The 24006-nt window shown below is 69.6% G+C and carries 23 protein-coding genes and 2 tRNA genes; 12 read left to right on the top strand and 13 right to left on the bottom strand.

What is annotated here, in order from left to right:
- Positions 1-60 precede the first annotated feature (60 nt).
- A complete protein-coding gene (locus ACWGLC_RS01985) occupies positions 61-741 on the bottom strand; it encodes an aminodeoxychorismate/anthranilate synthase component II (RefSeq protein WP_452098324.1) in 681 nt (226 codons plus the stop codon).
- Between the two features lie 92 nt (positions 742-833).
- Here ACWGLC_RS01985 and crgA point away from each other — a divergent pair, with 92 nt between their 5' ends.
- Together crgA and ACWGLC_RS01975 are read left to right on the top strand one after the other, a co-directional pair.
- Complete coding sequence (gene crgA / locus ACWGLC_RS01980) at positions 834-1100, top strand: cell division protein CrgA (RefSeq protein WP_344995699.1); 267 nt, start codon at positions 834-836, stop codon at positions 1098-1100.
- Between the two features lie 317 nt (positions 1101-1417).
- A complete protein-coding gene (locus tag ACWGLC_RS01975) occupies positions 1418-1885 on the top strand; it encodes a PH domain-containing protein (RefSeq protein WP_452098323.1) in 468 nt (155 codons plus the stop codon).
- Positions 1886-1918: 33 nt separating this feature from the next.
- On the opposite strand, the gene ACWGLC_RS01970 is transcribed toward ACWGLC_RS01975, so the two are convergent.
- Both ACWGLC_RS01970 and ACWGLC_RS01965 read right to left on the bottom strand, forming a co-directional pair.
- Positions 1919-2665 carry a rhomboid family intramembrane serine protease gene (locus tag ACWGLC_RS01970; RefSeq protein ID WP_452098322.1) on the bottom strand — a complete coding sequence of 249 codons (747 nt, stop codon included), beginning with the start codon at positions 2663-2665 and terminating at the stop codon, positions 1919-1921.
- Between the two features lie 100 nt (positions 2666-2765).
- Positions 2766-3296 carry a peptidylprolyl isomerase gene (locus ACWGLC_RS01965; protein ID WP_344995688.1) on the bottom strand — a complete coding sequence of 177 codons (531 nt, stop codon included), beginning with the start codon at positions 3294-3296 and terminating at the stop codon, positions 2766-2768.
- Positions 3297-3418: 122 nt separating this feature from the next.
- Between ACWGLC_RS01965 and ACWGLC_RS01960 the strand changes: the two genes are divergently transcribed.
- From ACWGLC_RS01960 to ACWGLC_RS01945, 4 genes are all read left to right on the top strand, one after another.
- Positions 3419-4105: a hypothetical protein gene (locus ACWGLC_RS01960; protein WP_344995685.1), complete on the top strand. Its 687-nt coding sequence runs from the start codon at positions 3419-3421 to the stop codon at positions 4103-4105.
- Positions 4102-4584: a GNAT family N-acetyltransferase gene (locus ACWGLC_RS01955; protein ID WP_344995682.1), complete on the top strand. Its 483-nt coding sequence runs from the start codon at positions 4102-4104 to the stop codon at positions 4582-4584. Before ACWGLC_RS01960 ends, ACWGLC_RS01955 begins: the two co-directional genes overlap by 4 nt.
- Positions 4585-4623: 39 nt before the next feature.
- Complete coding sequence (locus ACWGLC_RS01950; RefSeq protein WP_452098321.1) at positions 4624-5946, top strand: TrpB-like pyridoxal phosphate-dependent enzyme; 1323 nt, start codon at positions 4624-4626, stop codon at positions 5944-5946.
- A 78-nt stretch (positions 5947-6024) separates the two neighbouring features.
- Positions 6025-6951, top strand: a complete 927-nt coding sequence (locus tag ACWGLC_RS01945) for an SDR family NAD(P)-dependent oxidoreductase (RefSeq protein ID WP_452098320.1) — start codon at positions 6025-6027, stop codon at positions 6949-6951.
- Positions 6952-7145: 194 nt separating this feature from the next.
- On the opposite strand, the gene ACWGLC_RS01940 is transcribed toward ACWGLC_RS01945, so the two are convergent.
- Positions 7146-9011 carry an ABC transporter ATP-binding protein gene (locus ACWGLC_RS01940; RefSeq protein ID WP_452098372.1) on the bottom strand — a complete coding sequence of 622 codons (1866 nt, stop codon included), beginning with the start codon at positions 9009-9011 and terminating at the stop codon, positions 7146-7148.
- 244 nt (positions 9012-9255) lie between these two features.
- Between ACWGLC_RS01940 and ACWGLC_RS01935 the strand changes: the two genes are divergently transcribed.
- Positions 9256-10860 (top strand): fatty acid desaturase, encoded by a 1605-nt coding sequence (locus tag ACWGLC_RS01935; protein ID WP_344995670.1) that lies wholly within the window; start codon positions 9256-9258, stop codon positions 10858-10860.
- Positions 10861-10923: 63 nt separating this feature from the next.
- Complete coding sequence (locus ACWGLC_RS01930; protein ID WP_230929640.1) at positions 10924-11559, top strand: TetR/AcrR family transcriptional regulator; 636 nt, start codon at positions 10924-10926, stop codon at positions 11557-11559.
- 3 nt (positions 11560-11562) lie between these two features.
- Here the strand turns inward: ACWGLC_RS01930 and ACWGLC_RS01925 are convergent, their stop codons facing one another.
- Positions 11563-12324 (bottom strand): PaaI family thioesterase, encoded by a 762-nt coding sequence (locus tag ACWGLC_RS01925; RefSeq protein ID WP_344995664.1) that lies wholly within the window; start codon positions 12322-12324, stop codon positions 11563-11565.
- Positions 12325-12335: 11 nt separating this feature from the next.
- On the opposite strand from ACWGLC_RS01925, the gene ACWGLC_RS01920 reads away from it, so the two are divergent.
- Positions 12336-13154 carry an SDR family NAD(P)-dependent oxidoreductase gene (locus ACWGLC_RS01920; RefSeq protein WP_344995661.1) on the top strand — a complete coding sequence of 273 codons (819 nt, stop codon included), beginning with the start codon at positions 12336-12338 and terminating at the stop codon, positions 13152-13154.
- Between the two features lie 150 nt (positions 13155-13304).
- Here ACWGLC_RS01920 and ACWGLC_RS01915 read toward each other — a convergent pair whose 3' ends face one another.
- Genes ACWGLC_RS01915 through ACWGLC_RS01905 form a run of 3 tightly spaced genes read right to left on the bottom strand, consistent with a single transcriptional unit; the run spans position 13305 to position 16196 of the window.
- Complete coding sequence (locus ACWGLC_RS01915; protein ID WP_452098319.1) at positions 13305-14000, bottom strand: PaaI family thioesterase; 696 nt, start codon at positions 13998-14000, stop codon at positions 13305-13307.
- Between the two features lie 22 nt (positions 14001-14022).
- A complete protein-coding gene (locus ACWGLC_RS01910) occupies positions 14023-14757 on the bottom strand; it encodes a PaaI family thioesterase (RefSeq protein ID WP_344995655.1) in 735 nt (244 codons plus the stop codon).
- Complete coding sequence (locus ACWGLC_RS01905; protein ID WP_452098318.1) at positions 14748-16196, bottom strand: FAD-dependent oxidoreductase; 1449 nt, start codon at positions 16194-16196, stop codon at positions 14748-14750. The genes ACWGLC_RS01910 and ACWGLC_RS01905 overlap by 10 nt, the downstream gene beginning before the upstream one ends.
- A 53-nt stretch (positions 16197-16249) precedes the next feature.
- On the opposite strand from ACWGLC_RS01905, the gene ACWGLC_RS01900 reads away from it, so the two are divergent.
- The 3 genes from ACWGLC_RS01900 to ACWGLC_RS01890 all read left to right on the top strand — a co-directional run bounded on the left by ACWGLC_RS01900 (position 16250) and on the right by ACWGLC_RS01890 (position 19082).
- A complete protein-coding gene (locus ACWGLC_RS01900; protein WP_344995649.1) occupies positions 16250-16804 on the top strand; it encodes a nuclear transport factor 2 family protein in 555 nt (184 codons plus the stop codon).
- Between the two features lie 10 nt (positions 16805-16814).
- On the top strand, positions 16815-17282 hold the full coding sequence (locus ACWGLC_RS01895; RefSeq protein WP_344995646.1) for a hypothetical protein: 468 nt from the start codon (positions 16815-16817) through the stop codon (positions 17280-17282).
- 114 nt (positions 17283-17396) lie between these two features.
- Complete coding sequence (locus ACWGLC_RS01890) at positions 17397-19082, top strand: MFS transporter (RefSeq protein WP_452098317.1); 1686 nt, start codon at positions 17397-17399, stop codon at positions 19080-19082.
- Between the two features lie 2 nt (positions 19083-19084).
- Here the strand turns inward: ACWGLC_RS01890 and ACWGLC_RS01885 are convergent, their stop codons facing one another.
- The 5 genes from ACWGLC_RS01885 to gyrA all read right to left on the bottom strand — a co-directional run bounded on the left by ACWGLC_RS01885 (position 19085) and on the right by gyrA (position 23925).
- Positions 19085-20296, bottom strand: a complete 1212-nt coding sequence (locus ACWGLC_RS01885; RefSeq protein WP_452098316.1) for an MFS transporter — start codon at positions 20294-20296, stop codon at positions 19085-19087.
- A gap of 79 nt (positions 20297-20375) precedes the next feature.
- A tRNA-Ala gene (locus ACWGLC_RS01880) sits at positions 20376-20448 on the bottom strand.
- Between the two features lie 83 nt (positions 20449-20531).
- Positions 20532-20605: transfer RNA gene (locus ACWGLC_RS01875), tRNA-Ile, on the bottom strand.
- Between the two features lie 98 nt (positions 20606-20703).
- The gene (locus tag ACWGLC_RS01870; protein WP_344995637.1) at positions 20704-21393 is read right to left on the bottom strand and encodes a DUF3566 domain-containing protein; all 690 of its coding nucleotides are present in this window, start codon (positions 21391-21393) and stop codon (positions 20704-20706) included.
- A gap of 3 nt (positions 21394-21396) precedes the next feature.
- Positions 21397-23925: a DNA gyrase subunit A gene (gene gyrA, locus ACWGLC_RS01865; RefSeq protein ID WP_452098315.1), complete on the bottom strand. Its 2529-nt coding sequence runs from the start codon at positions 23923-23925 to the stop codon at positions 21397-21399.
- Positions 23926-24006: the final 81 nt, after the last annotated feature.

Genomic DNA, 24006 nt, shown 5'->3' with positions numbered 1-24006 from the left:
GGGCGCCGGCCTGCCGCTCTGGGCTCACCCCCGGCCCGGGCCAGCCGGGAGGTGCACTGCTCAGGCGAGGGCGGCGCCGCGGGTGCGGTCGAGTTCGGTCTCGAGGCGCGTCACGAGCGTCTCCGACGGCCGCTCCCCACATATCCCCAGCCAGTTGGCGAGCATCCTGTGGCCGCCGTCGCTCATCACCGACTCCGGATGGAACTGCACGCCGTGGATCGGCAGATCCCGGTGCCGCATCCCCATGAGCAGTCCAGACTCCGTCCAGGCCGTGGCGATGAGCTCGTCCGGAAGCGTCTCCGGCAGGACGGTCAGCGAGTGGTAGCGGGTGGCGGTGAACGGGCTGGGGAGCCCCGCGAGCACAGCTGAATCGTCATGGGTGACCTGGCTGGTCTTGCCGTGCATCAGCTCGGCGGCCCGGTCGACGGTCGCGCCGAAGGCCGCGCCGATCGCCTGATGGCCCAGGCAGACGCCGAGCACCGGAACGCCGGCCCGCCCACAGACCTCGATGAGCGGAATCGTGACGCCCGCGCGGTCAGGAGTACCGGGCCCGGGGCTGAGCAAAACGCCGTCGAACCCCGCCACGACGTCCCGGAGGACCGACGGATCGTTGACACCCTCCGGGCCGCAGAATCTCTCGTCGTCGTTCCTCCACACCTCACACACCGCGCCCAACTGCCCCAGGTACTGGACGAGGTTGTAGACGAAGCTGTCGTAGTTGTCGACGACGAGGATGCGCATAGATGCAGCGTACTGCGCCCGGATGAGGTGAACGTCCCGGGCGCGGCTTGGTAGGGTATCGCCAGACATCCCCCAGCAGTTCGAGGACTGAAATGCCCAAGTCAAAGGTACGGTCGAAGACCGAGTACACCGACGCGGCCGTCAGCCGCACGCCCGTCAAGGTCAAGGGCTCGCCGACGCCGCGCTGGTACCTCGTCGTGATGCTCGGGCTGATGATCATCGGCCTGGCGTGGCTGGTGGTCTACTACCTCGCCGGTGAGCAGATCCCGTTCATGATGGCTCTGGAGACGTGGCAGAATTTCGCGATCGGCTTCGGTCTGGCGGTCGTGGGCCTGCTCATGACGATGAACTGGCGCTGACGCCCCGCTTTTTATCCACAGCTTCATCCACAGGTCACCCCCCGCGACACGCGGGGGGTGACCTGCATTTTCGCCTCTTACCACCATTTATGCAGGTCAACAGGCCTTCACGTGAATGTTCCGCCTGTTGACCTGCGAATTTCCCAGCCCTCACACGCTGTGGATAACTCCCTCCACACTGTGGATTGCAAGAAATGGACGACGACGACGACCCCGCCGCAGGTCGGACGCTCGTCTGGTCGAACAGCACTCGAACTCCACCCGTGTTATTCATCCACAGTGTGGATAGAGCCTGTGGATAAGGGAGGATGGGCGGCATGAGTGGTGGAGACGCGTCAGACGCCGGGCCGAAGGTCGCATCGTGGTCCCCGAGCGTGCTGTGGCCGAGCGTTCAGATCGTTATCGGCTTCGGCCTGGTGCTGGTGGGTCTCCTGCGTCAGGATCCCCTTGCGCTCCTGCTCACGGGCTTGGCCGCACTGATTCTCATCCCCACCGCGGTCTCACAGCTGCTGCGTCGGCCCCGTCTGGAGGTCGTGGACGGCTCGCTCGCGGTCAGGAAGCTGAGCGGCACGATCTTCGTTCCCAGGGAGGAGGTCGTGGAGGTGAGATCGCTGGGAGTGGCCCGGTGGGGTGCGCGGCAGCACCTCATGCGCCTGGAATATGTGGATGACCGTGGGCGCGAGCAGCTCGACGTGTTCACCCGTCTGGACCTGGGGACGGATCCCCGGGATGTGGTGGAGACCCTGACCGGCCTCGGTTTCCGCGGCCGGCCCACCGACGAGTGACGTGAGCCGGCGCCGCGGCGTCGACGCCAGGGGTCAGAGGCCCGACAGGGCGGCCCCCGCGAGTTCGGAGAGCAGCGCCTGCGCGGAGAACCACGCCACGACGCCCAGCAGCACGGCCACCACGAGGTAGCCGGTCCACGAGGCGGCCTCACGCCCCGCACGGCCGGTGCGGGAGGGCAGCAGGCGGGGCAGAACGACCAGGGCCAGCGCGGCGATCGCGCCCACGACCAGACCCCCGAGGTGGGCGGCGAGTGAGATCCCGGGGACGACGATGCTGATGCCGATGTTGAGGGCCAGCAGGACGGCGACCCCCTTGACGTCCAGCTTCATGGACATCGCGACGATCGCGTAGGCGCCCATGAGGCCGAAGATCGCGCCGGACGCGCCCGCGGTGAGGGCGATCGGGCTGAAGTGTAGGACGGCGACGGAGCCACCGATCGCCGATATCAGGTAGAGCGCCAGGAACCGGAGATGCCCGATGCTGCGCTCGATGCCGTAGCCCAGGATCCACAGCATGTACATGTTGAGCAGCAGGTGCATGGGCCCGAAGTGCTGGAACGCGGAGGTGAGCAGCCGCCACCACTCATCCCGGACCACCACCACGGGCGGGAAGAGCGCGGTGGCATCGAACAGCGCCGAATGGTGGTTGTCCATGAAGCTGCGCGACTGGACCACGGTCGCGAGATAGACGGCGAGGTTCGCGGTGATCAGCCACGCGGTGACGGGCTGGAGACGGAAGAAGCGTGCGATGGCGCCGCCGCGGCGGGTCTGGGTGCTCATGATGTCCGGTCGCTCGGGTGCTGCAGGGCCCTGCGGATACGACGGCGGCGCGGGCCCGGTCGAACCGGTTCCCGCGCCGCCGACTGACCGCGGTGGTCGGTCAGGAGATCTCGATCGACTCGATCACGACGTCCTCGGTCGGGCGGTCCATCGCGCCCGTGCGGGTGGCCGCGATCTCGTCGACGACCTTCCGCGAGGCGTCGTCGGCGACCTTGCCGAAGATGGTGTGGCGGTTGTTCAGGTGCGGGGTCTGGCCCACGGTGATGAAGAACTGCGAACCGTTGGTGCCCGGCCCGGCGTTGGCCATGGCCAGCAGGTAGGGCTCGTTGAACTGGAGCTCGGGATGGAACTCGTCCTTGAACTGGTAGCCCGGGCCGCCACGGCCGGTGCCGGTCGGGTCGCCGCCCTGGATCATGAAACCGGAGATGACGCGGTGGAAGATCGAGCCGTCGTAGAACGGACCGGTCTTCTCGCCCTTGGCGTTGGCCTGCGCGTACTCCTTGGACCCGTCGGCCAGGCCGACGAAGTTGCCGACGGTCTCCGGGGCATGGTTACCGAACAGCTCGACGACGATGTCGCCACGATTGGTGCGGATGGTTGCCTTCTGCGTTGCGATGCTCACGCTCCCCATCCTGCCACGCAGCGCAGACGCTCATCGCCGGAGACGCGATCAGAGCCCCACGTTCGCGGTGAGCGGGCCGCTCCCGCCTGATACTGGTGGTCGCTGTCGGACTGCTGTGCCACCATCGTCATATGAGCAAACGAAGCGATCGCGCTGCCGAACGTCGGGCCGTCAAGCAGGCCGAGAAGGACCTGAAGCAGGCCGGTACCGCCGCACGTAAGGCATTCGACCTGAAGGATCCCCGTTTCCTCGGCGAGGCCGCGGTGGCCGCCACCCGGGGCCCCGTCGGCCTCGCCCTCTTCGGTGCCAGCCGTGGCCTCCAGGTGGTGCGGGACCGTCGCGCCGAGCAGGCCGAACTCCTGGGTGAGCTGGCGGCGGACGCCAAGCAGCACGCCGACACGCTGCGCGAGAAGACGTCCGTCCTGGCGGCACCGCCGCAGAAGCGGAGCCCACTGCGCCGATTCGCCCCGCTGTGGATCGCCGGACTCGCCGGCGGCGCCGCTATCGCGGGCGCGACCGCCTACTTCCTGCGCGACCCGGGTGCTCCCTCCGCTGCGCCCACGCCCGCGCCCGCCCCGGCCCCCGCCCAGTCCCCCGCGGCCGGCAGCGCCGCGCCCGGCCCCGCCGCCGGATCCGCACCGCAGCCCGCCGAGGCCGCCGGTGATCCCGCGGAGCCCGCGACCGGGGAGGACGTGTCGATCGACGCGGCGGATCCGGAGGGCCCGGCCGATCAGCAGGCCGACACCTCACCGGCTGCCGGAAGCCCGGTACCCGGACCCGCCGCCGGATCGGCCCCCCAGCCGTCCGAGGACGAGTGAACGAGGCCCCACCGTCGACCGAGACTCCCGAGCTGCGGATAGCGGCCTCGGCGCTCGACCGGCTGGGACCGCTGGACGTCCACGCGTTGTACAAGCTTCGCGTGGACGTCTTCGTGGCCGAGCAGGACTGCCCCTATGCCGAGATCGACGAGGTCGACGCGGACCCCGCGACCACTCACCTGCTGGCGCGGGTCCCCGGCCCGGAGCGGTCGGAGCTCGCGGCCACGCTGCGCATCTACGGCAGCGGCGAGGTCATGCATCTGGGCCGGGTGTGCACGGCCCCACAGTGGCGCGGCCGGGGCGTGGCCGCGCGGCTCATCCGGATGGGGCTCGACCTGTGCGGCGGCCAGCCCGTCGAGATCGGCGCACAGGCGCACCTGCAGCCGTGGTACGAGCAGTTCGGCTTCGTGCGATCCGGTCCCGAATACCTCGATGGGCGGATCCCCCACGTTCCGATGCGGCGTGACCTCTTAGGATGAGGTGTAGATCACCCCTCCCACTCCATCCGAGGACCACACATGACGTCTGACGCCTCCGCAGGTTCGCTGGTCAAGGCACTTCTGCCCGAGAGCGAGATGCCGACCCACTGGTACAACATCCAGGCGGATCTCCCGGAGCCGATGGCTCCCCACCTGCACCCCGGCACCAAGGAGCCATTGGGGCCGGAGGATCTGGCGCCACTGTTCCCCATGGCGCTCATCGAGCAGGAGGTCACCGGCGAGCGGTACGTCGAGATCCCCGAGGCCGTCCAGGAGATCTACCGCCTGTGGCGCCCCGCGCCGCTGATCCGGGCCCGCCGGCTCGAGAAGGCACTGGGCACGTCCGCCCGGATCTATTACAAGTACGAGGGCACGAGTCCGGTCGGCTCGCACAAGCCCAACACCGCTGTCGCGCAGGCCTACTACAACGCCGCCGAGGGCATCACCAAGCTCACCACGGAGACCGGGGCCGGCCAGTGGGGCGCCTCGCTCGCGTTCGCCGGCCAGGCATTCGGGATCGAGGTCGAGGTGTGGCAGGTCAAGGCCTCGTTCGAGTCCAAGCCGTACCGCCGCATGCTCATGGAGACCTTCGGCGCCTCGGTCCACCCGAGCCCGTCGGATCTCACCGAGTCCGGGCGCGCCATGCTCGCCAAGGACCCCGAGACCCCGGGTTCGCTCGGTATGGCCGTGTCGGAGGCCGTCGAGGTCGCGGCCGGGGACCCGGAGGCCCGCTACTCGCTGGGCTCCGTGCTCAATCACGTGTGCCTGCACCAGACCGTGATCGGTGAGGAGGCCATCAAGCAGCTCGCGATGTTCGGCGAGGGTGCGCCGGACTACATCTACGGTTGTGCCGGCGGCGGCTCCAACCTGGCCGGTCTGGCGTTCCCCTTCATCCGGGAGAACCTGGCCGGGGCCACGACCAAGATCATCGCCGTCGAGCCCTCCGCCTGCCCGTCGCTCACCGAGGGCGAGTTCCGCTACGACCACGGTGATGTAGCCGGCCTGACGCCCCTGATGAAGATGTACACCCTTGGTCAGGACTTCGTGCCGGACCCGATCCACTCCGGTGGGCTGCGCTACCACGGCATGGCGCCGCTGGTCAGCCACGTCAAGCACCTCGGGCTGATCGACTCGATGGCGGTGGAGCAGAACGTCGCGTTCGAGGCGGGCGTCGAGTTCGCCAAGGCGGAGGGCGTCGTGCCCGCGCCCGAGTCGACCCACGCCATCGCCGGCGCGCTCGCCAAGGCCCGCGAGCACACCGGAGAAACCGGCACCGGCCCGTCCATCGTGATCGGCCTGTCCGGCCACGGCTTCCTCGATCTACCCGCCTACCAGTCCTACGTCCGCGGCGAACTGGGCTGACCCCTCCGCCGACACGGCGAACCGCCCGCTCGTCACCGTCGTCCCACAAGAGACGACCCACCCGAACAGGAGCACTTCATGACATCGATCGACTTCACCGACCGCGTCGCGATCATCACCGGTGCCGGCGGCGGCCTCGGCCGCGCCTACGCCATCGCCCTGGCCGAACGTGGCGCCAAGGTCGTCGTCAACGATCTCGGCGGCGACGTGCACGGCGGTGCCGGCGACTCCTCCCCCGCCCAGCTGGTCGTCAACGAGATCACCGCCGCGGGCGGCGAGGCGATCGTCGACGGCAGCGACATCACCGACGAGGCCGCCGTCCAGCAGATGGTCGCCACCGTCATGGACACCTGGGGCCGCATCGACGTCCTCATCAACAACGCGGGCATCCTGCGTGACAAATCCTTCGCCAAGATGGATTCCACCGACTTCCGCAAGGTGGTCGAGGTCCACCTCATGGGTTCGGTCAACTGCACCAGGGCCGTGTGGCCCCACATGGCCGAGGCCGGCTACGGCCGCATCCTCATGACCACCTCCACCTCCGGCATCTACGGCAACTTCGGCCAGTCCAACTACGCGGCCGCCAAGTCCGGCCTGGTCGGTCTGATGAACGTGCTCGCCATCGAGGGCGCCAAGAAGAACATCAAGGTCAACTCGATCGCCCCGACCGCCGCGACCCGGATGACCGAGGACCTGCTTCCGCAGCGGGTGCTGGACATCATGGGCCCGGAGACCATCGCCCCCGGCGCCCTGTTCATGGTCAGCGACGACGCCCCCACAAAGACGATCCTCGGCGCCGGCGCCGGCGTGTTCGCCGTCTCCCAGATGGTCGAGTCGCGCGGCGTCTACCTGCCCGACGGTGCCCGCACCCCCGAGGTCGTGGCAGAGCGTTGGGCCGAGATCGCCGACATGAACGACGTCAACCCGCTCGAGTCGGCCTTCGAGCAGACCTCGAAGTACGCGGCACTGGCCGCGCGTGAACTGGGCCTGCACCTGGAGAGCTGAGGCCACCGCAGCCCGCGCCGCCACCCACGCCCCCGCCACCCGCGCCGCCCCACGCCCCCGCACACCCGCGCCCGGCTCCGCGCATCGAGAAGAGGGTTCCGCACACATCGCCCGAGTAAGGGTGTGCGGAACGCTCTTTTCGTTGGTCCGCAGGGCGGGCTCAGGCTGGCGGATGGCGCGGCCGGCCGGGCAACCTATTCCTGGTCGGCGAACTGAGTCTCGTAGAGCTCGGTGTAGCGGCCGCCCGCGGCGAGCAGTTCGGCGTGCGTGCCGGACTCCACCACGCGCCCGGCCTCCAGCACGAGGATCCGGTCGGCGGCCCGCACGGTGGACAGCCGGTGCGCGATCACCAGCGAGGTGCGGTGCGCCATGGCCTCGCCGAGCGCCTCCTGCACCGCGGACTCGTTGGTCGAGTCGAGCGCGCTCGTGGCCTCGTCGAGCACCACCACCGCCGGAGCGGCCAGCAGTAGCCGGGCGATGGTCAGGCGCTGCCGCTCGCCGCCGGACAGCCGGTACCCGCGGTCGCCGATCACCGTGTCCAGGCCGTCGGGGAGCTCGCGGACGAGGTCCTCGAGCCGCGCGCGCCGCAGCGCGTCCCACACCTCGTCGTCGCCGACCTCGGGCCGCGCGAACGCCAGGTTGGCGCGGATCGTGTCATGGAAGAGGTGGCCGTCCTGCGTGACCATGCCCACCGTTCGACGCAACGACGACGACGAGACCTCTCGCACGTCCAGACCGGATACCCGGACCGCGCCGGAATCCACGTCGTAGAGCCGCGGCAGCAGCGAGGCGATGGTGGATTTGCCCGCCCCGGAGGAACCGACGAGGGCCACCATCTGGCCGGGCTCGGCGCGGAAGGAGATCCCGTGGAGCACCTCTTGCCCGCCGCGGGTGTCCAGCACGGCGACCTCCTCGAGCGAGGCCAGTGACACCTTGTCCGCGGAGGGGTAGGAGAAGCGGACGTCGTCGAACTCGATGGTCGCGGGCCCCTCCGGGAGGTCCACGGCGTCGGGGGCATCGGCAAGCACGGGCTTGAGGTCCAACACCTCGAAGACACGCTCGAAGCTGACGATCGCGGTGACGACGTCCATGGGCGCGTTGGCCAGTGCCGTGAGCGGGCCGTAGAGCCGGGTGAGCAGCAGCGCCAGTGCCACGACCGAGCCGGCGTCCAGGCCGCCGTTGAGAGCAAACCAGCCGCCCAGGCCGTAGACCAGCGCCAGCGCGAGTGTGGAGACAAGGGTCAGCGAGTTCATGAACACGCTCATGAGCAGCGCGGTGCGCACCCCGATACCGCGGACGCGACCGGCGCGAGCGGCGAACTCCGCCGACTCGGCGTGGGGCCGGCCGAACAGCTTGACCAGGGTGGCGCCGCCGGCGTTGAAACGCTCGGTCATCTGGTCGTTCATCGACGCGTTGAGATCCGCGGCCTCGCGTCGCAGTGTCGCCAGGCGACGTCCGACGTACCGGGCCGGGAACAGGAAGATCGGCAGCAGCAGCACGGACAGGACCGTGAGCTGCCAGTTGATGCCGGCCATCACGATGAGCGTCAGTATCAGCTGGACGAGGTTGGACACGACGCCGGACAGCGTGTCGGAGAACGCGCGTTGTGCGCCCATGACGTCGTTGTTCAGGCGGCTGACCAGCGCACCGGTCCGGGTCCGCATGAAGAAGGCGATCGGCATAGTCTGCACGTGGTCGAAGACCGAGCGCCGCAGATCCAGGATCAAGCCCTCGCCGATCCGCGCCGACCACAGCCGCGTGAACACCGAGGTCACGGCCTCGATCACGCCGATCGCGGCGATCGCCACCGCGAGGCCGATCACGATCCGGACCGACTGGTGGTCCACGATCGCGGTCACCACACGTCCCGCGAGCAGCGGGGTGAGGACCGCGAGCGAGGCCCCGAAGACCGAGAGCACCAGGAAGACGACGATCAGCCTGGTGTGCGGCCGGGCGAACTGACCGATCCTGCGGAAGTTCTCCCTCGTGAACACGCTCCGGTCGAGCGTGATGTTGTTGTTCTCCGCCCGCATCAGAGTGCGCATCGCTGCTTGTTGCATCGTCACGTCGGACCACTCCTTCCGGGTCGGATGACTGATCCGACGACCTGCCCGTACAACCAGGTCAGCGGTTCAGATATTCCGGCTCGCGCGGGTGATCGAGGTCCTCGTCGTCGTCGTACCGCGCGAACTCTTTGGACAAAGAACCCCCGCGTGTCTAGACATCGCCCGGCAATTTGTCTAAAGTCGAGGCAACAGAGTGGCATATGCCACACCGTCGTGAGTCTGGGGAAGGTCGTCAGCCATGTCGAGCATCGAGTACATCCGACCCGCCGGAGGGGACGGCGCCGACCGTCATGACGACGAGAGCGCCGGTGCTCACGGCCACACACACAACGACGCGCACGGCCGCGCGCACGATCACGATGACGCGGTGGAGCCCTACGCGTGGACCGATGCCAAGCGGTACCTCTGGCTGCTCGGCCTCATCCCCGCGGCCGGGCTGTTCCTCTCGCTTCCGCTGGTGGCCGGCTTCAACGCGCTCGGCTGGGGCGTGGCCGCCACCATCGCGTGGTACCTGCTGCCGTTCCTCGTCTACGTGGCCGTGCCGTGGGGTGACTATCGCGTCGGTGTCGACGGCGAGAACCCGCCGGACGAGGTGATGGACCGGCTCGAGGCCGATCCGTACTACCGCTGGTGCACCTACCTGTACCTCCCCTTCCAGTACGGCGCGCTGATCCTGGCCTGCTACCTGTGGAGCGCCGACGACCTGTCATGGCTCGGGTACGACGGCGGGCTCGGCATCGCCGCGTCGATCGGCGTGGCGTGGACGGTCGCGATCACCGGCGGCATCGGCATCAACACCGCGCACGAACTCGGCCACAAGATCTCCGGCAGCGAGAAGTGGCTGTCCAAGATCGCGCTCGCCACCACCGGCTACGGTCACTTCTTCATCGAGCACAACCGCGGACACCACGCGCGCGTCGCCACCCCGGAGGACCCCGCCAGCTCGCGGTTCGGCGAGTCGTTCTGGGTCTTCCTGCCGCGCAGCGTCGTGGGTTCGGCGCGGTCCGCGTGGGCGCTGGAGAAGGAGCGGCTGGGCCGAATGGGCAAGGGCCCCTGGACCCTCCGTAATGACAATCTCAACGCCTGGCTCATGACCGTCGTGCTGTACGGCGCGCTGATCGCGGTGTTCGGCTGGCAGGTGGCCCCGTGGCTGATCGTCCAGGCGGTCTTCGGCTTCTCCCTCCTGGAGGTCGTCAACTACCTCGAGCACTACGGGCTGCTGCGGCAGAAGACCTCGGCCGGCCGCTACCAGCGCTGCCGTCCCGAGCACTCGTGGAACTCCGACCACCTGGTCACGAACATCTTCCTCTATCACCTGCAGCGTCACTCCGATCATCACGCCAACCCGATGCGTCGCTACCAGGTGTTGCGCAGCTTCGACGAGGCCCCGCAGCTGCCGTCCGGCTACGCGGCGATGATGGTCGTGGCGTACATCCCGCCGCTGTGGCGCAGGGTCATGGACAAGCGCGTCCTCGCGCACTATGACGGCGACATCACCCGCGCCAACATCCAGCCGTCCAAGCGGGACAAGATCCTCGCGCGCTACGCCACCACCCCCGTCGAGGGTCCGACGGTCGAGGCTGCCACCCCAGCCGGAGATCCCGGCGGCGCCGAGACCTCGGCCGCGGAGCAGGTCATCGCGGACGCTGACACCGCAGTCGCGGAGCAGAACTCCGCGACCGGCGAGTACGTCTGCCCCAACTGCGGAAACCACTACTCGGAGGCCGCCGGCCTGCCCCGCGAGGGATTCCCGCCCGGCACCCCCTGGTCCGCCATCCCCGACTCGTGGAGCTGCTCGGACTGCGGAGTCCGCGACAAGATCGACTTCCTGCCCGTCGCCTAGTTGTTCGGCCCGTCACACGGTCCCCGCCCACGCGACGCGCGCGCTTCGGGAACAATGGTCACCATGCCGCGTCACCGCTCGACCACCGCCAGCCGCTCCCCCGCCGGGGACCGCCCGGAGCGTCGGTCGTTACGTTCCACGGTGTTCGACGCGATGCACGGCCTGCTGGAGAACCGCGACTGGTCGGCCGTGACCATGTCGGACGTGGCCAAGGCCGCCGGGCTGAGCCGCCAGACCCTCTACAGCACGTTCGGCAACAGGCAGGGGCTGGCGCAGGCCTACGCGCTCCAGCTGTCGGAGCGGTTCGCCGGGGAGATCCGCGACTCGATCAACCGCAACCCGGGTGAGATCGAGACGGCGCTGAGTGAGGGGATCAACGGCTTCCTGCTCTCCAGCAGCCGTGATCCCCTCATCCGCGCGCTGCTCACCGGCGATATCAAGCCGGAGTTGCTGCGGATCATCACCACCGAGGCGGGCCCGCTCATCGAGCGGGCCACCGAGGTCCTGACCCCGGCCCTGTCCCAGAGCTGGATGCAGATCGCGCCCGAGCAGGCGCGGCTCGCCGCCTCGATCATCGCGCGCATCGGCATCAGCTTCATCTCGCTGCCGCCCGAGGATCCCGACCAGCTCGCCAGCGGCCTGACCGAGGTGATCGCGCCCTACCTTCGGGAGGTCGTTCACCTGGACCTGCAGGCCTGAGGCCTACTCGCTGCCGTCTGCGACGGTCGAGCGGGATCCGGGCTGGCCGGGCACCGGCACGCTGGCCTCGAGGAACAGGCCACGAGCCTCCACACACAGCCGGTCACCGGCGTGGATCGTGCCGTGCGTCCACGTCTTGCGACCCTCGGTCTCGTGCACCCAGCACCGGAAGGTCAGCGGCACCAGCAGCGGCGTCGGCGACCGGTAGTCGAGCTCGTAGTGAGCGGTCATGCCGAAGCGGCCGCCCCAGTGGTTGGCCAGCCCCATCATGTGGTCGATGATCAGCGCGCTCATGCCACCGTGCACACAACCGGGGGGGCCCTGGTAGACGGGACCGAGCGTGACCGTCGCCGTGACCGAGCCGTCGTCGCAACCCACGAAGTCCACGGGTGGCGCGATCGGGTTCTCCGGACCGGATACCGGGTTCGAACGACGGGTGCCGGCGCCCGTCCACATGTTCGCGAGCCGATCGGAGGGGCTGGGCACCCGCGGTTCGAGCAGGTCGGCCACCTCGGCGAGACGATCAGCGATGTCGCCGAGCTCGACCTCCGAGTGGGCGAGCCCCGCGGTGGCCTCCCGCAGCCGGCGCAGCTCGGACACGACCCGGTCGAGTTCCGGATCCGCAGGTGGAAGGGCCGGAACGGGGATCGGATCGAACGAATCCCCCAGGAGCTTGCGCGCCTCCTCGAACGAGAACACCTCGTCCGCCTTCAACCCCGGCAGGGGTACTCCACCGAAACCTGGCCGATCGCTGTCAGTCGTCATACTCTGAGAGTATGTCGACACCTGTCAATCCGAAACCTTTCGATCCATCCAGCTACGGCCCGTGGGCCCTCGTCGTTGGCGGCAGCGAGGGCGTGGGCGCCGAGATCGCGTTCCGCCTCGCCGATCAGGGCGTCTCGTCCGTCCTCGTCGCCCGCAAACTCGAGGCCCTCGAGGAGACCGCCGAGGCCGTCCGCGCCAAGGGTGTCGAGTGCCGTGTCGTGTCCGCGGACCTGACCGAGTCCGACTCGACCGACAAGATCGCCGCCGCCTGCGACGGCCTCGATCTGGGCCTGCTCGTGCTCAACGCCGGCGCCAACACCTACGGCGCCGAGTTCGTCGAGTCCGACATGGCGCAGGTGCAGAAGGTCATCGACCTCAACATCACCTCGCCGATGCAGATCATCCGCCGCTTCGGCCCCGGCCTGAAGGCCCGCGGCAAGGGCGGCATCGTGGTGATGGGCTCCATGGCCGGCTACCTCGGTCACGCCGACATGAGCATCTACTCCGCCGCCAAGGCCTTCAGCCGTGTCTTCGTCGAGGGCCTCTGGCTCGAGATGCGTGAGCACGGTGTCGATGTCGTCGAGGTCATCCTCGGCGTCACCCGCACCCCCGCCATGATCCGCGCCGGCCTGGACATGGACCTGCCCGGCATGACCGTGAGCGAGCCGCACGAGGTCGCCGACGAGGTCATCGCCTCCATCGGCAACGGCCCCGTCCACGTCTGCGGTGGCGAGGGCAACGAGAAGGGCGTCGAGTTCTCCTCCGGCGTCAACCGCGGCCGCATCGTGGCCGGCGCCCACAAGCGCATGAAGGCGCTGCGCGGGGAGTAACCCACCCCGCGCCCCCCCGTCGATAAGCGGGTTCCGCCCATATCGGCCGAGAGGGCCTGTGCGGAACCCGCTTATCAACGGCGCGGGTCAACTCTCGCGCAAGCCGGCCCTCGCGCGGGTCAGCCCTCGATGGGCCGGCCCTCGCGCGGGTCAGCCCTCGATGGGCCGGCTGCGCTCGTCGTCCCGGATGCCGCGGGGCTCGACGAACAGGCCCTCGGCGCTGGCACACAGCGTGTCCCCGGCATGCAGGGTCGCACTGGCCCAGATCTTGCGGCCCTCCACGCGGTCCTGCCGGGCCTCGAACCGCAGCGGCGCATAGAGCGGCGTGGGCGAGGAGTAGGTGATCCGCAGGTCCGCGGTCATGCCGACGCTCTTGGACGCGGCGTTGGCCAGCCCCAGCATCTCGTCGAACAGCAGCGCCACGATCCCGCCGTGCACGCAGCCGGGAGGGCCCTGATACTCGATCCCGAGCTCGAGATCGGCGCGCACAGTCGCGTCGGGGAACACCACGGGTTCCAGCGGCGGTGAGACCGGGTTGCGCTGACCGATCGCCGGGTTGGCACCGATGTGCTCGGGCGTGCCCCAGGTTCCGTAATCCTTCGGACGGACCGGCTTCCCCACGGCCTCCAGATGATCGGCCAGCTCACGGACCGTCCGGACCGCGTCATGGACGTCCTCGTACACCGAGCCCGCGACCAGGCCGCGGAGGCGCCGCAGTTCGCGAGCGAGCTCCGTGGAGCCGGAGGGTGTCTCGTCCTGCGGCAGGAGCGGTATCCCCTCGCTGCTCGCGGCGGCGGGATCGGCCGTGCCGACCTGGTTCTGTTCGGCTTCGTTACTGGCGGTCACGCGTCCGAATCTACTCGGACGGTCAGTGTCCGCCGTCCCGAACCCAGCCCTCGGGCCTCACGAACAGCCCCTCCGCGGTGGCGCAGAGACGGTTGCCCGCGTGGATCGCCCCCTGCGCCCACACCTTGCGGCCCTCCACTCGCACCGGACGGCCCGTCACCACGATGGGCTCCAGGAGCGGGGTGGCGCCCCGGTAGTCGATGTCCAGGTACATGGTCATCCCGGTGGTGCCCGCGTGATGGTTCGCCCGACCCAGGACCGCGTCGAACAGCAGCGAGACGATTCCCCCGTGCACGCGGCCGGGCGGGCCCTGGTACTCGATCCCGAGGGTCAACTCCGCCCGCAGCGTGCCGTCCTCGAGGAGTTCGTACTCCGCCGGCAGGGCGACCAGGTTCGCCCGTCCGACCACCGGGCAGTTGGTCATGTAGCGACGATTCGACCACATGGTCTCCAACCTGTGCTGCGGTGTCGCCGACGCGGCCTCCAACTCGTCGGCCACCCCGCGGAGCCGCTCGGTGAGCGGACCCAGGTCGGTGTCGAAGATCCCGCCGGTGGTCAGGGCACGAATCCGACGCACCTGATCGACCAAGGCGAAGAGCCCGGCCTCGTCGTCGTCGGCACGATCCACGGGTGCCCCGGGGCCACGTGTTGGATCCAGGGGGCCCAGGTCGATCTCGGGGCGTGCCCTGCGCACGGCCCCGGGCGCCGGGGCCCCGCCCGACGCGGCCACGACCCCGTCGACCTCGTTCACGAGCACGCGGCCGCCCCGCGACCGGCGCGGCGGCCGAAGAACGAGCCGTCGCCCAGCGACGTACCCGAGATGTAGCCGTCGCCGTGCAGGCCGTGCGTGCAGCGCCCGGCCGCGAACAGGCCCGGGATCGGCTCGCCGGCGCGGTCGAGCACCCGCGCGTCCAGATCGGTGTGCAGGCCGCCGAGCGTGAAGCCCTGCGCCTTGAGCGGCAGGCCGTTGAAGCTGTCCGGCCCGCCGGCGCCGGTGGGGTACGCGCCGAACGGCGGCTCGAGCGGCCGCACCCAGCCCGCGCTCTTACCGAACTGCGGATCCTCGCCGCGCTCGGCGCCGGCGTTGTAGCGGCGGAGCTGGTCGGCCAGCGCGTCGGCGGGCAGGCCGCAGTCCGCGGCCAGTTCCTCGATGGTCTCCGCGGCGTGCATCGGCTGCATCCCCCACAGCTCGGACTCGGGGACGTCCTCGATGCCCTTCTCGTCGATGATCACCCAGACCGGCGGCCGGCGATGATGCACGGCGGCGTGGCAGTACAGGCCCGGGTAGACCTCCTCGTTGATGAAGCGCTGGCCGTCGCCGTCGACGAGCATCGCGCCCACGACCAGGCGCGGGATGATGAGCATCGCGGTCTCGGTCTGGTGCATGCGGCGCACCGCGGCGCCGATCTCCATGCCCATCTCGATTCCCGAGCCGTCGTCACGGCCGTCGGACACCGCGTCCTTGCCCAGCTGCTGGGGCGCCCACTGCTCGATCATGCGCTCGTTGTCCACGAACCCGCCGGTGGCCAGGACGACGCCGCCGGTGGCGCGGTACTCGCGCTCCGCACCGAACTCGGTGGCGCGCACGCCCACCACCTCGTCGTCCTCAACGATCAGCGACCGGGCCTTGATGTCGCACTGGAGGGTGACGCCGACCTTCTCGGCGGTGGCCACGAGCGCGTCCATGAGGAGGTTGCCGGCGAAGTTGGGGCCGGGCGGGCGGTGGCCGCGCGCGGCGGGCTTCGCGACCGAGGCGTACGGCTCGGCGCGCTCGCCCATCCACATCAGTCCCGAGTCGTCGCCGGGCATCCAGGTGGGGGTGTCCCACAGCTTGTGGTTGAAGACCGCGCCGTGCGCCACGAGCCAGTCGTGGTGCTCGACCGCGCCGGTGCAGTAGGCCTCGATCTTGGCCTCGTCGGCGTTCGGGCCGAGCGCCGCGGTGAGGAACGCGCGCATGTCCTCCACCGTGTCGGAGATGCCCAGCGCCTGTTGAGTGGCGGTGCCGCCACCCAGATAGACCTCGCCGCCGGACTGCGCGGACGAGCCGCCCGGCCCGGAGGCACCCTCCAGCACGATCACCGTCGAGCCGGCCTCGGCCGCCTCGATGGCCGCGCACGCTCCCGCGATACCCATCCCCACCACCACGACATCGGCCGTGACGATCGATGGACTGGTGTCCGAATAAGTGTCCGTCATGAGGAAAACTATAACGTGTTCACCGATTGAGACGGCGCTTTAATATGGAAGACATGACTTCTCCCTCCGACACCCCCGGCCTGGACGCCCTCGACGCACGGCTCGCCTCCGTCGAGGCCCGGATCGACCAGACCGAAGGCCGCCTGGCCGCCGCAGAAGACGAGCTGGCGATCCTGCGGATCCTCGGCTCCTACTCACCCCGCGTCGACTCCGGCGACGCCGAGGGCGTGGCCGAGTTGTGGACCTCCGACGGCGTGTACGACGTCGACACCGGTCGTCTGGACGGCCACGACGGATTGAGGGAGATGGTCAACGGCGACGACCACCAGGGACTCATCGCCCACGGCTGTGGGCACATCCCGAGCCTGCCGGTGGTGCTGCTGAGCGGCGAACGTGCCGTGGCCACCGGGTACACCCAGCTCGTCGTGCGGTCCTCACGACCGGGCCGGTACACGGTGCTGCGGGTCACCGCCAGCAGGTGGGAGTTCGAGCGACGCGGCCCGGTGGACGCGCCCGACCGAGGGTGGCGCGTCGTGCTGCGCACCGCACGTGCGGTGACCGACGACGGCGAGGGCCGTCAGCTCCTGGCACGGTCACGGGAGGGGTAGCCTGGCGGGCATGAAGCGTCGTCGGCCCGCGTCCGATCCGACCCTGCGTGCGGGCCGCCTCGCGCTGCTCACCACCTCGGCCATCACGCTCGGGTTCCAGTCCATCGTCAGCTCCGTGGTGTACCCCCAGCTGTTCGACGGCACCACCCACGGCATCGCGGAACGGCAGTCCGACCACGCCCGACGCATCGCGCCGGTCGCGCTGACGCTCTACGCCACCTCGCTGGGTGCGGCCGTCTGGGCGACGTACGGGTCCGTGCGGTCCGGGGAGCGCACCGGGCGGGTTGCCACGGCGGTGGCGTGCGCGAGCAGCCTCGCCGGCCCGGTCATCACGGCCGGTGTGGTGCCGCTACACGCGAGCATCGCGCAGGAGCAGATCACCCGGCCGCGGATCGCCGCACTGATGGCCTCGGACCGGCTGCGCACCGGGCTCGCCGCCGTCGGGATGGTGGCCGCGGCCCAGTCGCTCAGCAACTGACGGCCCGGCTCGACCAGCCCTGCCACGCCGCCCCGGGGCCTCAACCTTTCGGTTGAGGCCGACATCATCCTCTTTCACGATGTGACCGAGGTGTCTACATGATGAGATGGGGCCATGACCAAGCATGCCCCTGGTGGGGATGACGCCATCACCCCGGAATCGACGCTGCCGGATGACGTCGCGGACGTAGCCGCCCGCTCGCGCCGGGACTGGGCCGGGCTGGCCATGCTCTCGATCGCCCTCGGACTGATCGTGCTGGACGGCACGATAGTGGGCGTGGCGCTGCCCACGATCATCGTCGACCTGGGCCTCGACCTGACCGACGCGCAGTGGGTCAACAGCCTCTACGCCGTCCTGCTCGCCGCCCTTCTGCTCTCGACGGGCACCCTCGCCGACCGGCTCGGTAGGCGGCGCCTCGTCCTGGCCGGCATCGTGGTGTTCGTCGGCGGCAGCCTGCTGGCGGCGGCCGCCTCGTCGGCGGGACCGCTACTCGCCGCCCGCGCGGTGCAGGCGGTCGGCGCGGCGTTCATCATGCCCGCCACCCTGTCGTCGGTGAACACGCTGTTCCGCGGCCGGTACCGGGCCGCGGCGTTCGGGGTGTGGGGAGCGGTGATCTCGGCCGCCGCGGCGATCGGGCCACTGCTCGGCGGCGCGCTGACCCAGTGGGCCTCGTGGCACTGGATCTTCCTCGTCAACCTCCCGCTGGGCGCGATCCTGTTCGTCGCGGTGGTCTTCACGGTCCCCGAGACGCGCGGGGAGAAGGCCCGTCCAGGGGTGGACGTCGACGGCGCACTGCTCAGCGCGATCGGGTTCGGCGCCCTGGTGTTCGCCGTGATCGAGGGCCCCGACCTGGGTTGGTGGACCCCGAAGGCCGATCTGTCCCTGTTCGGCCTGACCTGGCCGGCCGACGCCCCCGTCTCGGCGACCCCGGTCGCTCTCGCGATAGCCGCGGTGGCCCTGACACTGTTCATCCTGTGGGAACGCCACCGCGAGAAGGTCCGCCGGTCCGCCCTTCTCGACCTGTCGCTGTTCTCCCTCCGCACCTTCTCGTGGGGCAACCTCACCGCCGGCACGGTGGCCGTCGGCGAGTTCGCACTCCTTTTTATCCTGCCGCTCTACCTCGTCAACGTGCTCGGTCTCGAGGTGATCAGCGCGGGCCTGGTGCTGGCCGCGATGGCGTTCGGCGCATTCCTGTCGGGTGCCTCGGCCCGCCATCTGGCCGCCAGGTTCGGCTCCCCGGGGACGGTGCTCATCGGGCTGGGGCTGGAACTGATCGGCGTCCTGGCCCTGGTCCTGGTCATCCGCGACGACACCCACGCCTGGCTGGTCGCGATCCCGCTGACCGTGTACGGCCTGGGCTTGGGCCTGGCCTCCGCCCAGCTCACGGGCACGGTGCTCCGTGACGTGCCGGTGGCCATCTCCGGGCAGGGCTCGGCCACCCAGAGCACGGTCCGGCAGATCGGCTCGGCGCTCGGCACCGCCTTCGCGGGCGCCGCCCTGTCCATCTCGTTGGCGCGAACGCTGCCCGCGGCCCTCGAGAACGCGGGCCTCGCCGGCGGCCCGGCCGATCAGCTCGCGGAGTCGACTCGTCAGTCCGCCGGCAGCACCATCGGTGTGCTCCGCGACCACGGTGACGCCGGCCCGCTCGGGGACCACACGGCCGCGGCCGTGGACGCACTGGCCCACGGGTTTGCCGACGCCAGTCGGTGGGCGATGCTGGTGGCCGCGGCGTTCCTCGCCCTGGGCTTCCTCGGAGCCGCCTTCCTACGACGCGCCTCCGCGACCCCCGTCGCGCAGTAGCGTCAGCGCTCGCGCCCGCGACCTCGTACAGCCACCACCGCCAGTGCCACGAGACCGGTCGTACCGACGATCGCCGCCAACAGGTGATACGCCGGGATCAGTCCGATCCGCTCGGCGGCCAGCGCCGCGAGCACGGCGGGCACCCCGAGCGCGGTGTACGCCACGAGGTACAGCGCGGCGAACACCTGCCCCCGGGCCTCGGCGGGAGCGCTCTGTGCCACGAGCGTGGTGCCGATGAGGAACAGCAGGCCCATCCCCAGTCCGGTGAGAAGGGCCGCGAGCAGGAATCCCGGCACCGTGCGCCACTCCAGCGAGAACGAGGCCACGACGAGCCCCGGCAGCAGCAGCGCCACCCCGACGCTCATGCCGCGCCGCCACTGGTCCGGCCCCGCGCGCAGGTTCCACACCAACTGCGCGACGCCCGCGGCGCCCTGGAGCGCCGCCACGACCAGGCCGGTGACCAGGTAATCGGATCGGCCCAGCAGATCGCGCGCTATGGCCCCGCCGAGTCCCAGGAACACTCCGCCGACCGACCACGAGACGATCACGCAGATCGCCGCCAGCGCGAACGTCGACCTCATCCGCGCGGGCACGGTCGGCGGCCGCAGCCGCAACGACTCGCGCACGGTCGAGGAACCGCCGGCGGTCTCCGGCACGCACGCCCACACCGCGGCGAGCAGGGCCAGGGTCGCCGCCGCGATCACCTGGTACGGGAGGGTCAGGGGCGACGACGACACCGTGGCCACCGCGCCCGAGAGGAGAACACCGCCGGCGATGCCGAAGTTCGTGGTTGAGCTGCTGGTGAGCGCGCCGATCCGGGAATCACGGCGTGGGTGGAGCTCGATCAGCGCTGCCGCGGCGGGGCCGGTGATCAGCCCGACCGACACGCCCTGCGTGATGCGGGCCGCGATGAGCCAGCCCACGTTCGGCGCGGCGGCGAGGACCGCCATGCTCACCGCCAGCAGTACGAGCCCGGCGAGGATGACCGGCCGGCGCCCGACCGCGTCGGAGAGCCTGCCGAGAAGCAGCAGCGGGATCAGCACGGCCAGGGCGTACACGGCGTAGACGACCGTGATCATGGTGCCGCTGGTACCCCACGCCTGTTGATAGTCGACGTAGAGCGGGGTGGGGGTCGCGCTGGAGGCCAGCGCCACGGTCACCACGAGGGCGATCAGGACGAAGGGGCGCCACGAGGGTCGAGGGGTCGTTTCCACGGTCTGCCTCTCCGCCGAAAGGGGGCGGCGTGCGAACTGCGTGCCTGGCATGGGGCATGGGCGACGCGTCTGATTTCAGTGGAGCCTAGGGGATTCGAACCCCTGACATCTGCCTTGCAAAGGCAGCGCTCTACCAACTGAGCTAAGGCCCCGCACATCGGCGAGGTGGCCGATGCGTACCTCCAAGCATAAACGCCGGACCCGGCTTTGCGGATCCGGCGTCTGCCTGTCGGAGTGGGCCTAGGAGGACTTGAACCTCCGACCTCCAAATTATCAGTTTGGCGCTCTAACCACCTGAGCTATAGGCCCTCGTACCGATGGATTAATCTACCCGACGCCCTCGCATTACCCCAAATCGGCCGCCGACCTGCATCGTTTCGGCGGTCCGGAGTCGCGATCCGAGACGGTCAGTTTCGCCGGTCGGCGAGCGTCACCTGCACGCCTCCGCCGGTCAGGCCGGCGGCGAGGTTGTAGATGAACACGGCCAGCGTGCACAGGATCGACAACAGCAGCACGTTGAGCAGGCCGACTCCACCGCTGTAGAGGAAGATCGTCGACGGCCCGATGACAGACGCCGACTCGTCACCCGCCACGCCGGACAGGAGCCCACCGAGGCGATCCCAGACGCCCATGCCGGACAGCAGCAGGTACGTCACGCCGATCGCGACCATCCACACGAGATAGAGCGCGAACATCAGGCCCAGGACCGTGGTGAACGCGGACCACGGATCGATCCGGCGCAGCACCAGGACCGACTCGAGCGGACCGCGGCGGTCCGTCGGGGAGATGATCGGTGCGGCGCGTCCGGCGGCGCCGCCGGAGGGAGCCGTGGAGACCCCGCCGAACCCGCCCTCGGCGCGGTGCTGGGTGGCGGCGGGGAACCGGGTGGTTTCCGCACTGCTCGGGGTCGTGTCGGTCGGGGCGACCGCCGGTGCGCCCGGTGACGGGTCCGACGACGACGAAAACGCCGGCGTCGAGGCCGTCGACCCGGCCGATGACGCGGTGGCGGAGGTGTCCCCCGAGGCGCCGTAACCGGGCGCCGGGGCGGACCCCTTCGGTGTGGGGCCGCTGGCGGCCGGATCGGTCGGCTCGGTCATGGCTTACGCCTCCTCGACGGACTCGGCCTCGGACCGGTCCTCTTCGTCGGGCTCGTCGGCGTTACGGGCGATGGCCAGCAACGCGTCGCCCTCGGCCAGGTTCATCAGGCGCACGCCCTTGGTCTGGCGACCCGCCTTGCGGACCTGCTTGGCGAACGTACGGATCACGCCACCGCTGGAGGTGATGGCGTACAGCTCGTCCTGCAACTCCACGATCGTCGCACCGACGAGCTTGCCGCGCTTGGGATCGAACATGAGCGTGAGCACGCCCTTGCCGCCGCGTCCCTGCGCCGTGTACTCGTTCAGCGCGGTGCGCTTGGAGTAGCCGCGCTCGGTGGCCACCAGGAGGAAGTACTTCTCCTGGTCCGAGGTGTCGGCCCGCACGACGGACATGCTCAGCAGTGCATCGCCGTCGTTGAACCGCATGCCCATGACACCGGACGTGGCGCGGCCCATCGGGCGTAGCGTGTCGTCGTTGGCGTGGAAGCGGATCGACTGGCCCTTCTCCGAGACCAGCAGCAGGTCGTCGTCGGGGCCGGCGAGTGCCGCGCCGACGAGCTCGTCGCCATCACGCAGGTTGACGGCGATGAGGCCGCCCGAACGCGGGGAGTCATAGTCCTCGAGACGCGACTTCTTGACCAGACCGTTCCGCGTGGACAGGACCAGGTACGGAGCGTCCTGGTAGCCCTTGATCCGGATGACGCTGGCGATCCGCTCCTCCGGCTGGAACGCCAGCAGGTTGGCCACGTGCTGGCCGCGCGCGGTGCGGTTGGCCTCCGGCAGTGCGTACGCCTTGATCCGGTAGACGCGGCCCTTGGTGGTGAAGAACAGCAACCAGTCGTGTGTCGAGGAGACGAAGAAGTGGCGGACGATGTCGTCCTGCTTCAGCTCCGCACCGCGCACGCCCTTGCCGCCGCGCTTCTGGGCGCGGTACAGGTCGGTGCGGGTCCGCTTGGCGTACCCGGTCTCGGTGATCGTGACCACCACGTCCTCGCGGGCGATGAGGTCCTCGTCGCGTACGTCGCCGTCGGCCGGGATGATGACCGTACGGCGGTCGTCGCCGTACTTTTCGACGATCTCGCGGAGCTCGTCGCCGACGATCGCGCGCTGGCGCTCGGGCCGGGCGAGGATGTCCTTGTAGTCCGCGATCTCGAGCTCGATGGATGCGAGCTGGTCGATGATCTTCTGCCGCTCGAGCGCCGCGAGGCGCCGCAGCTGCATGTCGAGGATCGCCTGTGCCTGGTCGTCGTCGATGTCCAGGAGGTCCTTGAGGCCCTGGCGCGCGATGTCGACGGTCTCGGACCGGCGGATCAGCGCGATCACCTCGTCCAGCGCGTCGAGTGCCTTGACCAGACCGCGCAGGATGTGGGCGCGCTTCTCGGCCTCGTCCAGCAGGTACTGGGTGCGGCGGACGATCACTTCGATCTGGTGCGTGACGTACAGGCGCACCAGCTGGTCGATGGGCAGGGTCCGCGGGACGCCCTCGACGATCGAGAGCATGTTGGCGCCGAACGATGTCTGCAGCTGCGAATGCTTGTACAGGTTGTTGAGGACGACCTTCGCGACGGCGTCCCGCTTGAGCGTGATGACGATGCGCAGGCCGACGCGGTCCGAGGACTCGTCGTCGATCTTGGAGATGCCGGCGATCTTGCCGTCGCGCAGCTGCTCCGCGATCGACAGGATCATGTTGTCCGGGTTGACCTCGTACGGCAGCTCGGTGATCACGATGACCGTGCGGCTGCCCTCCTCCTCGATGGAGGTCTTGCCCCGCATGCGGATCGAGCCGCGTCCGGTGCGGTAGGCGTCCTTGATCCCCTGGTCACCCACGATGAACCCGGCGGTCGGGAAGTCCGGGCCATTGATGCGTGCCATGCACGCCTCGAGCGACTCCTCCTCGGTCGCGTCAGGATGCTCGAGCACCCAGTAGACCGCTTCCGCGACCTCGCGCAGGTTGTGCGGCGGCATCTTGGTGGCCATACCCACGGCGATACCGCTCGAGCCGTTGATCAACAGGCTCGGAACACGGGACGGCAGGACCACGGGCTCCTGCGTCTTGCCGTCGTAGTTCGGCTGGAAGTCGACCGTGTTCTTCTCGATGTCCCGCACCATCTCCATGGCGAGCGGGGTCATCTTGCACTCGGTGTAACGCATGGCGGCCGCGCCGTCGTTGCCGCGGGAACCGAAGTTGCCCTGGCCGTCGACCATCGGATAGCGCATCGCCCACGGCTGGGCCAGGCGCACCAGCGTGTCGTAGATCGCCGAGTCGCCGTGCGGGTGGAAGTTACCCATCGTGTCGGCGACCGGCTTGGCCGACTTCACGTAACTGCGGTCCGGGCGGTAGCCGTTGTCCCACATCGCGTAGAGGATGCGGCGGTGCACGGGCTTGAGGCCGTCCCGAACGTCCGGCAACGCGCGCCCGACGATGACGCTCATCGAGTAGTCGATGTAGCTTCTCTGCATCTCGGCCTGGATGTCGACCGGCTCGATGCGGTCGTGTCCCCCGGCTTCGGGCGGCAGCGTGGTGTCCGTCATGGGCTCCTCTTCGTCTCGCTTTCGAAGCGGCGCCTGGAAGCGTCACTTCGACCGGTCCAGTCTATAGGTCCTGCGGAAACA

Source organism: Dietzia sp. NPDC055877 (assembly GCF_053615975.1).
The sequence above is the reverse complement of the archived record's forward strand: the minus strand, read 5'-3'. Positions and strand labels throughout refer to the sequence as shown.

Bases quoted from the DNA above. Each gene is read 5' to 3' on its own strand.
- ACWGLC_RS01985 (WP_452098324.1), bottom strand. From the start codon at position 741: ATGCGCATCCTCGTCGTCGACAACTACGACAGCTTCGTCTACAACCTC.
- crgA (WP_344995699.1), top strand. From the start codon at position 834: ATGCCCAAGTCAAAGGTACGGTCGAAGACCGAGTACACCGACGCGGCC.
- ACWGLC_RS01975 (WP_452098323.1), top strand. From the start codon at position 1,418: ATGAGTGGTGGAGACGCGTCAGACGCCGGGCCGAAGGTCGCATCGTGG.
- ACWGLC_RS01970 (WP_452098322.1), bottom strand. From the start codon at position 2,665: ATGAGCACCCAGACCCGCCGCGGCGGCGCCATCGCACGCTTCTTCCGT.
- ACWGLC_RS01965 (WP_344995688.1), bottom strand. From the start codon at position 3,296: ATGGGGAGCGTGAGCATCGCAACGCAGAAGGCAACCATCCGCACCAAT.
- ACWGLC_RS01960 (WP_344995685.1), top strand. From the start codon at position 3,419: ATGAGCAAACGAAGCGATCGCGCTGCCGAACGTCGGGCCGTCAAGCAG.
- ACWGLC_RS01950 (WP_452098321.1), top strand. From the start codon at position 4,624: ATGACGTCTGACGCCTCCGCAGGTTCGCTGGTCAAGGCACTTCTGCCC.
- ACWGLC_RS01945 (WP_452098320.1), top strand. From the start codon at position 6,025: ATGACATCGATCGACTTCACCGACCGCGTCGCGATCATCACCGGTGCC.
- ACWGLC_RS01940 (WP_452098372.1), bottom strand. From the start codon at position 9,011: ATGCAACAAGCAGCGATGCGCACTCTGATGCGGGCGGAGAACAACAAC.
- ACWGLC_RS01935 (WP_344995670.1), top strand. From the start codon at position 9,256: ATGTCGAGCATCGAGTACATCCGACCCGCCGGAGGGGACGGCGCCGAC.
- ACWGLC_RS01930 (WP_230929640.1), top strand. From the start codon at position 10,924: ATGCCGCGTCACCGCTCGACCACCGCCAGCCGCTCCCCCGCCGGGGAC.
- ACWGLC_RS01925 (WP_344995664.1), bottom strand. From the start codon at position 12,324: ATGACGACTGACAGCGATCGGCCAGGTTTCGGTGGAGTACCCCTGCCG.
- ACWGLC_RS01920 (WP_344995661.1), top strand. From the start codon at position 12,336: ATGTCGACACCTGTCAATCCGAAACCTTTCGATCCATCCAGCTACGGC.
- ACWGLC_RS01905 (WP_452098318.1), bottom strand. From the start codon at position 16,196: ATGACGGACACTTATTCGGACACCAGTCCATCGATCGTCACGGCCGAT.
- ACWGLC_RS01900 (WP_344995649.1), top strand. From the start codon at position 16,250: ATGACTTCTCCCTCCGACACCCCCGGCCTGGACGCCCTCGACGCACGG.
- ACWGLC_RS01895 (WP_344995646.1), top strand. From the start codon at position 16,815: ATGAAGCGTCGTCGGCCCGCGTCCGATCCGACCCTGCGTGCGGGCCGC.
- ACWGLC_RS01890 (WP_452098317.1), top strand. From the start codon at position 17,397: ATGACCAAGCATGCCCCTGGTGGGGATGACGCCATCACCCCGGAATCG.
- ACWGLC_RS01870 (WP_344995637.1), bottom strand. From the start codon at position 21,393: ATGACCGAGCCGACCGATCCGGCCGCCAGCGGCCCCACACCGAAGGGG.
- gyrA (WP_452098315.1), bottom strand. From the start codon at position 23,925: ATGACGGACACCACGCTGCCGCCCGAAGCCGGGGGACACGACCGCATC.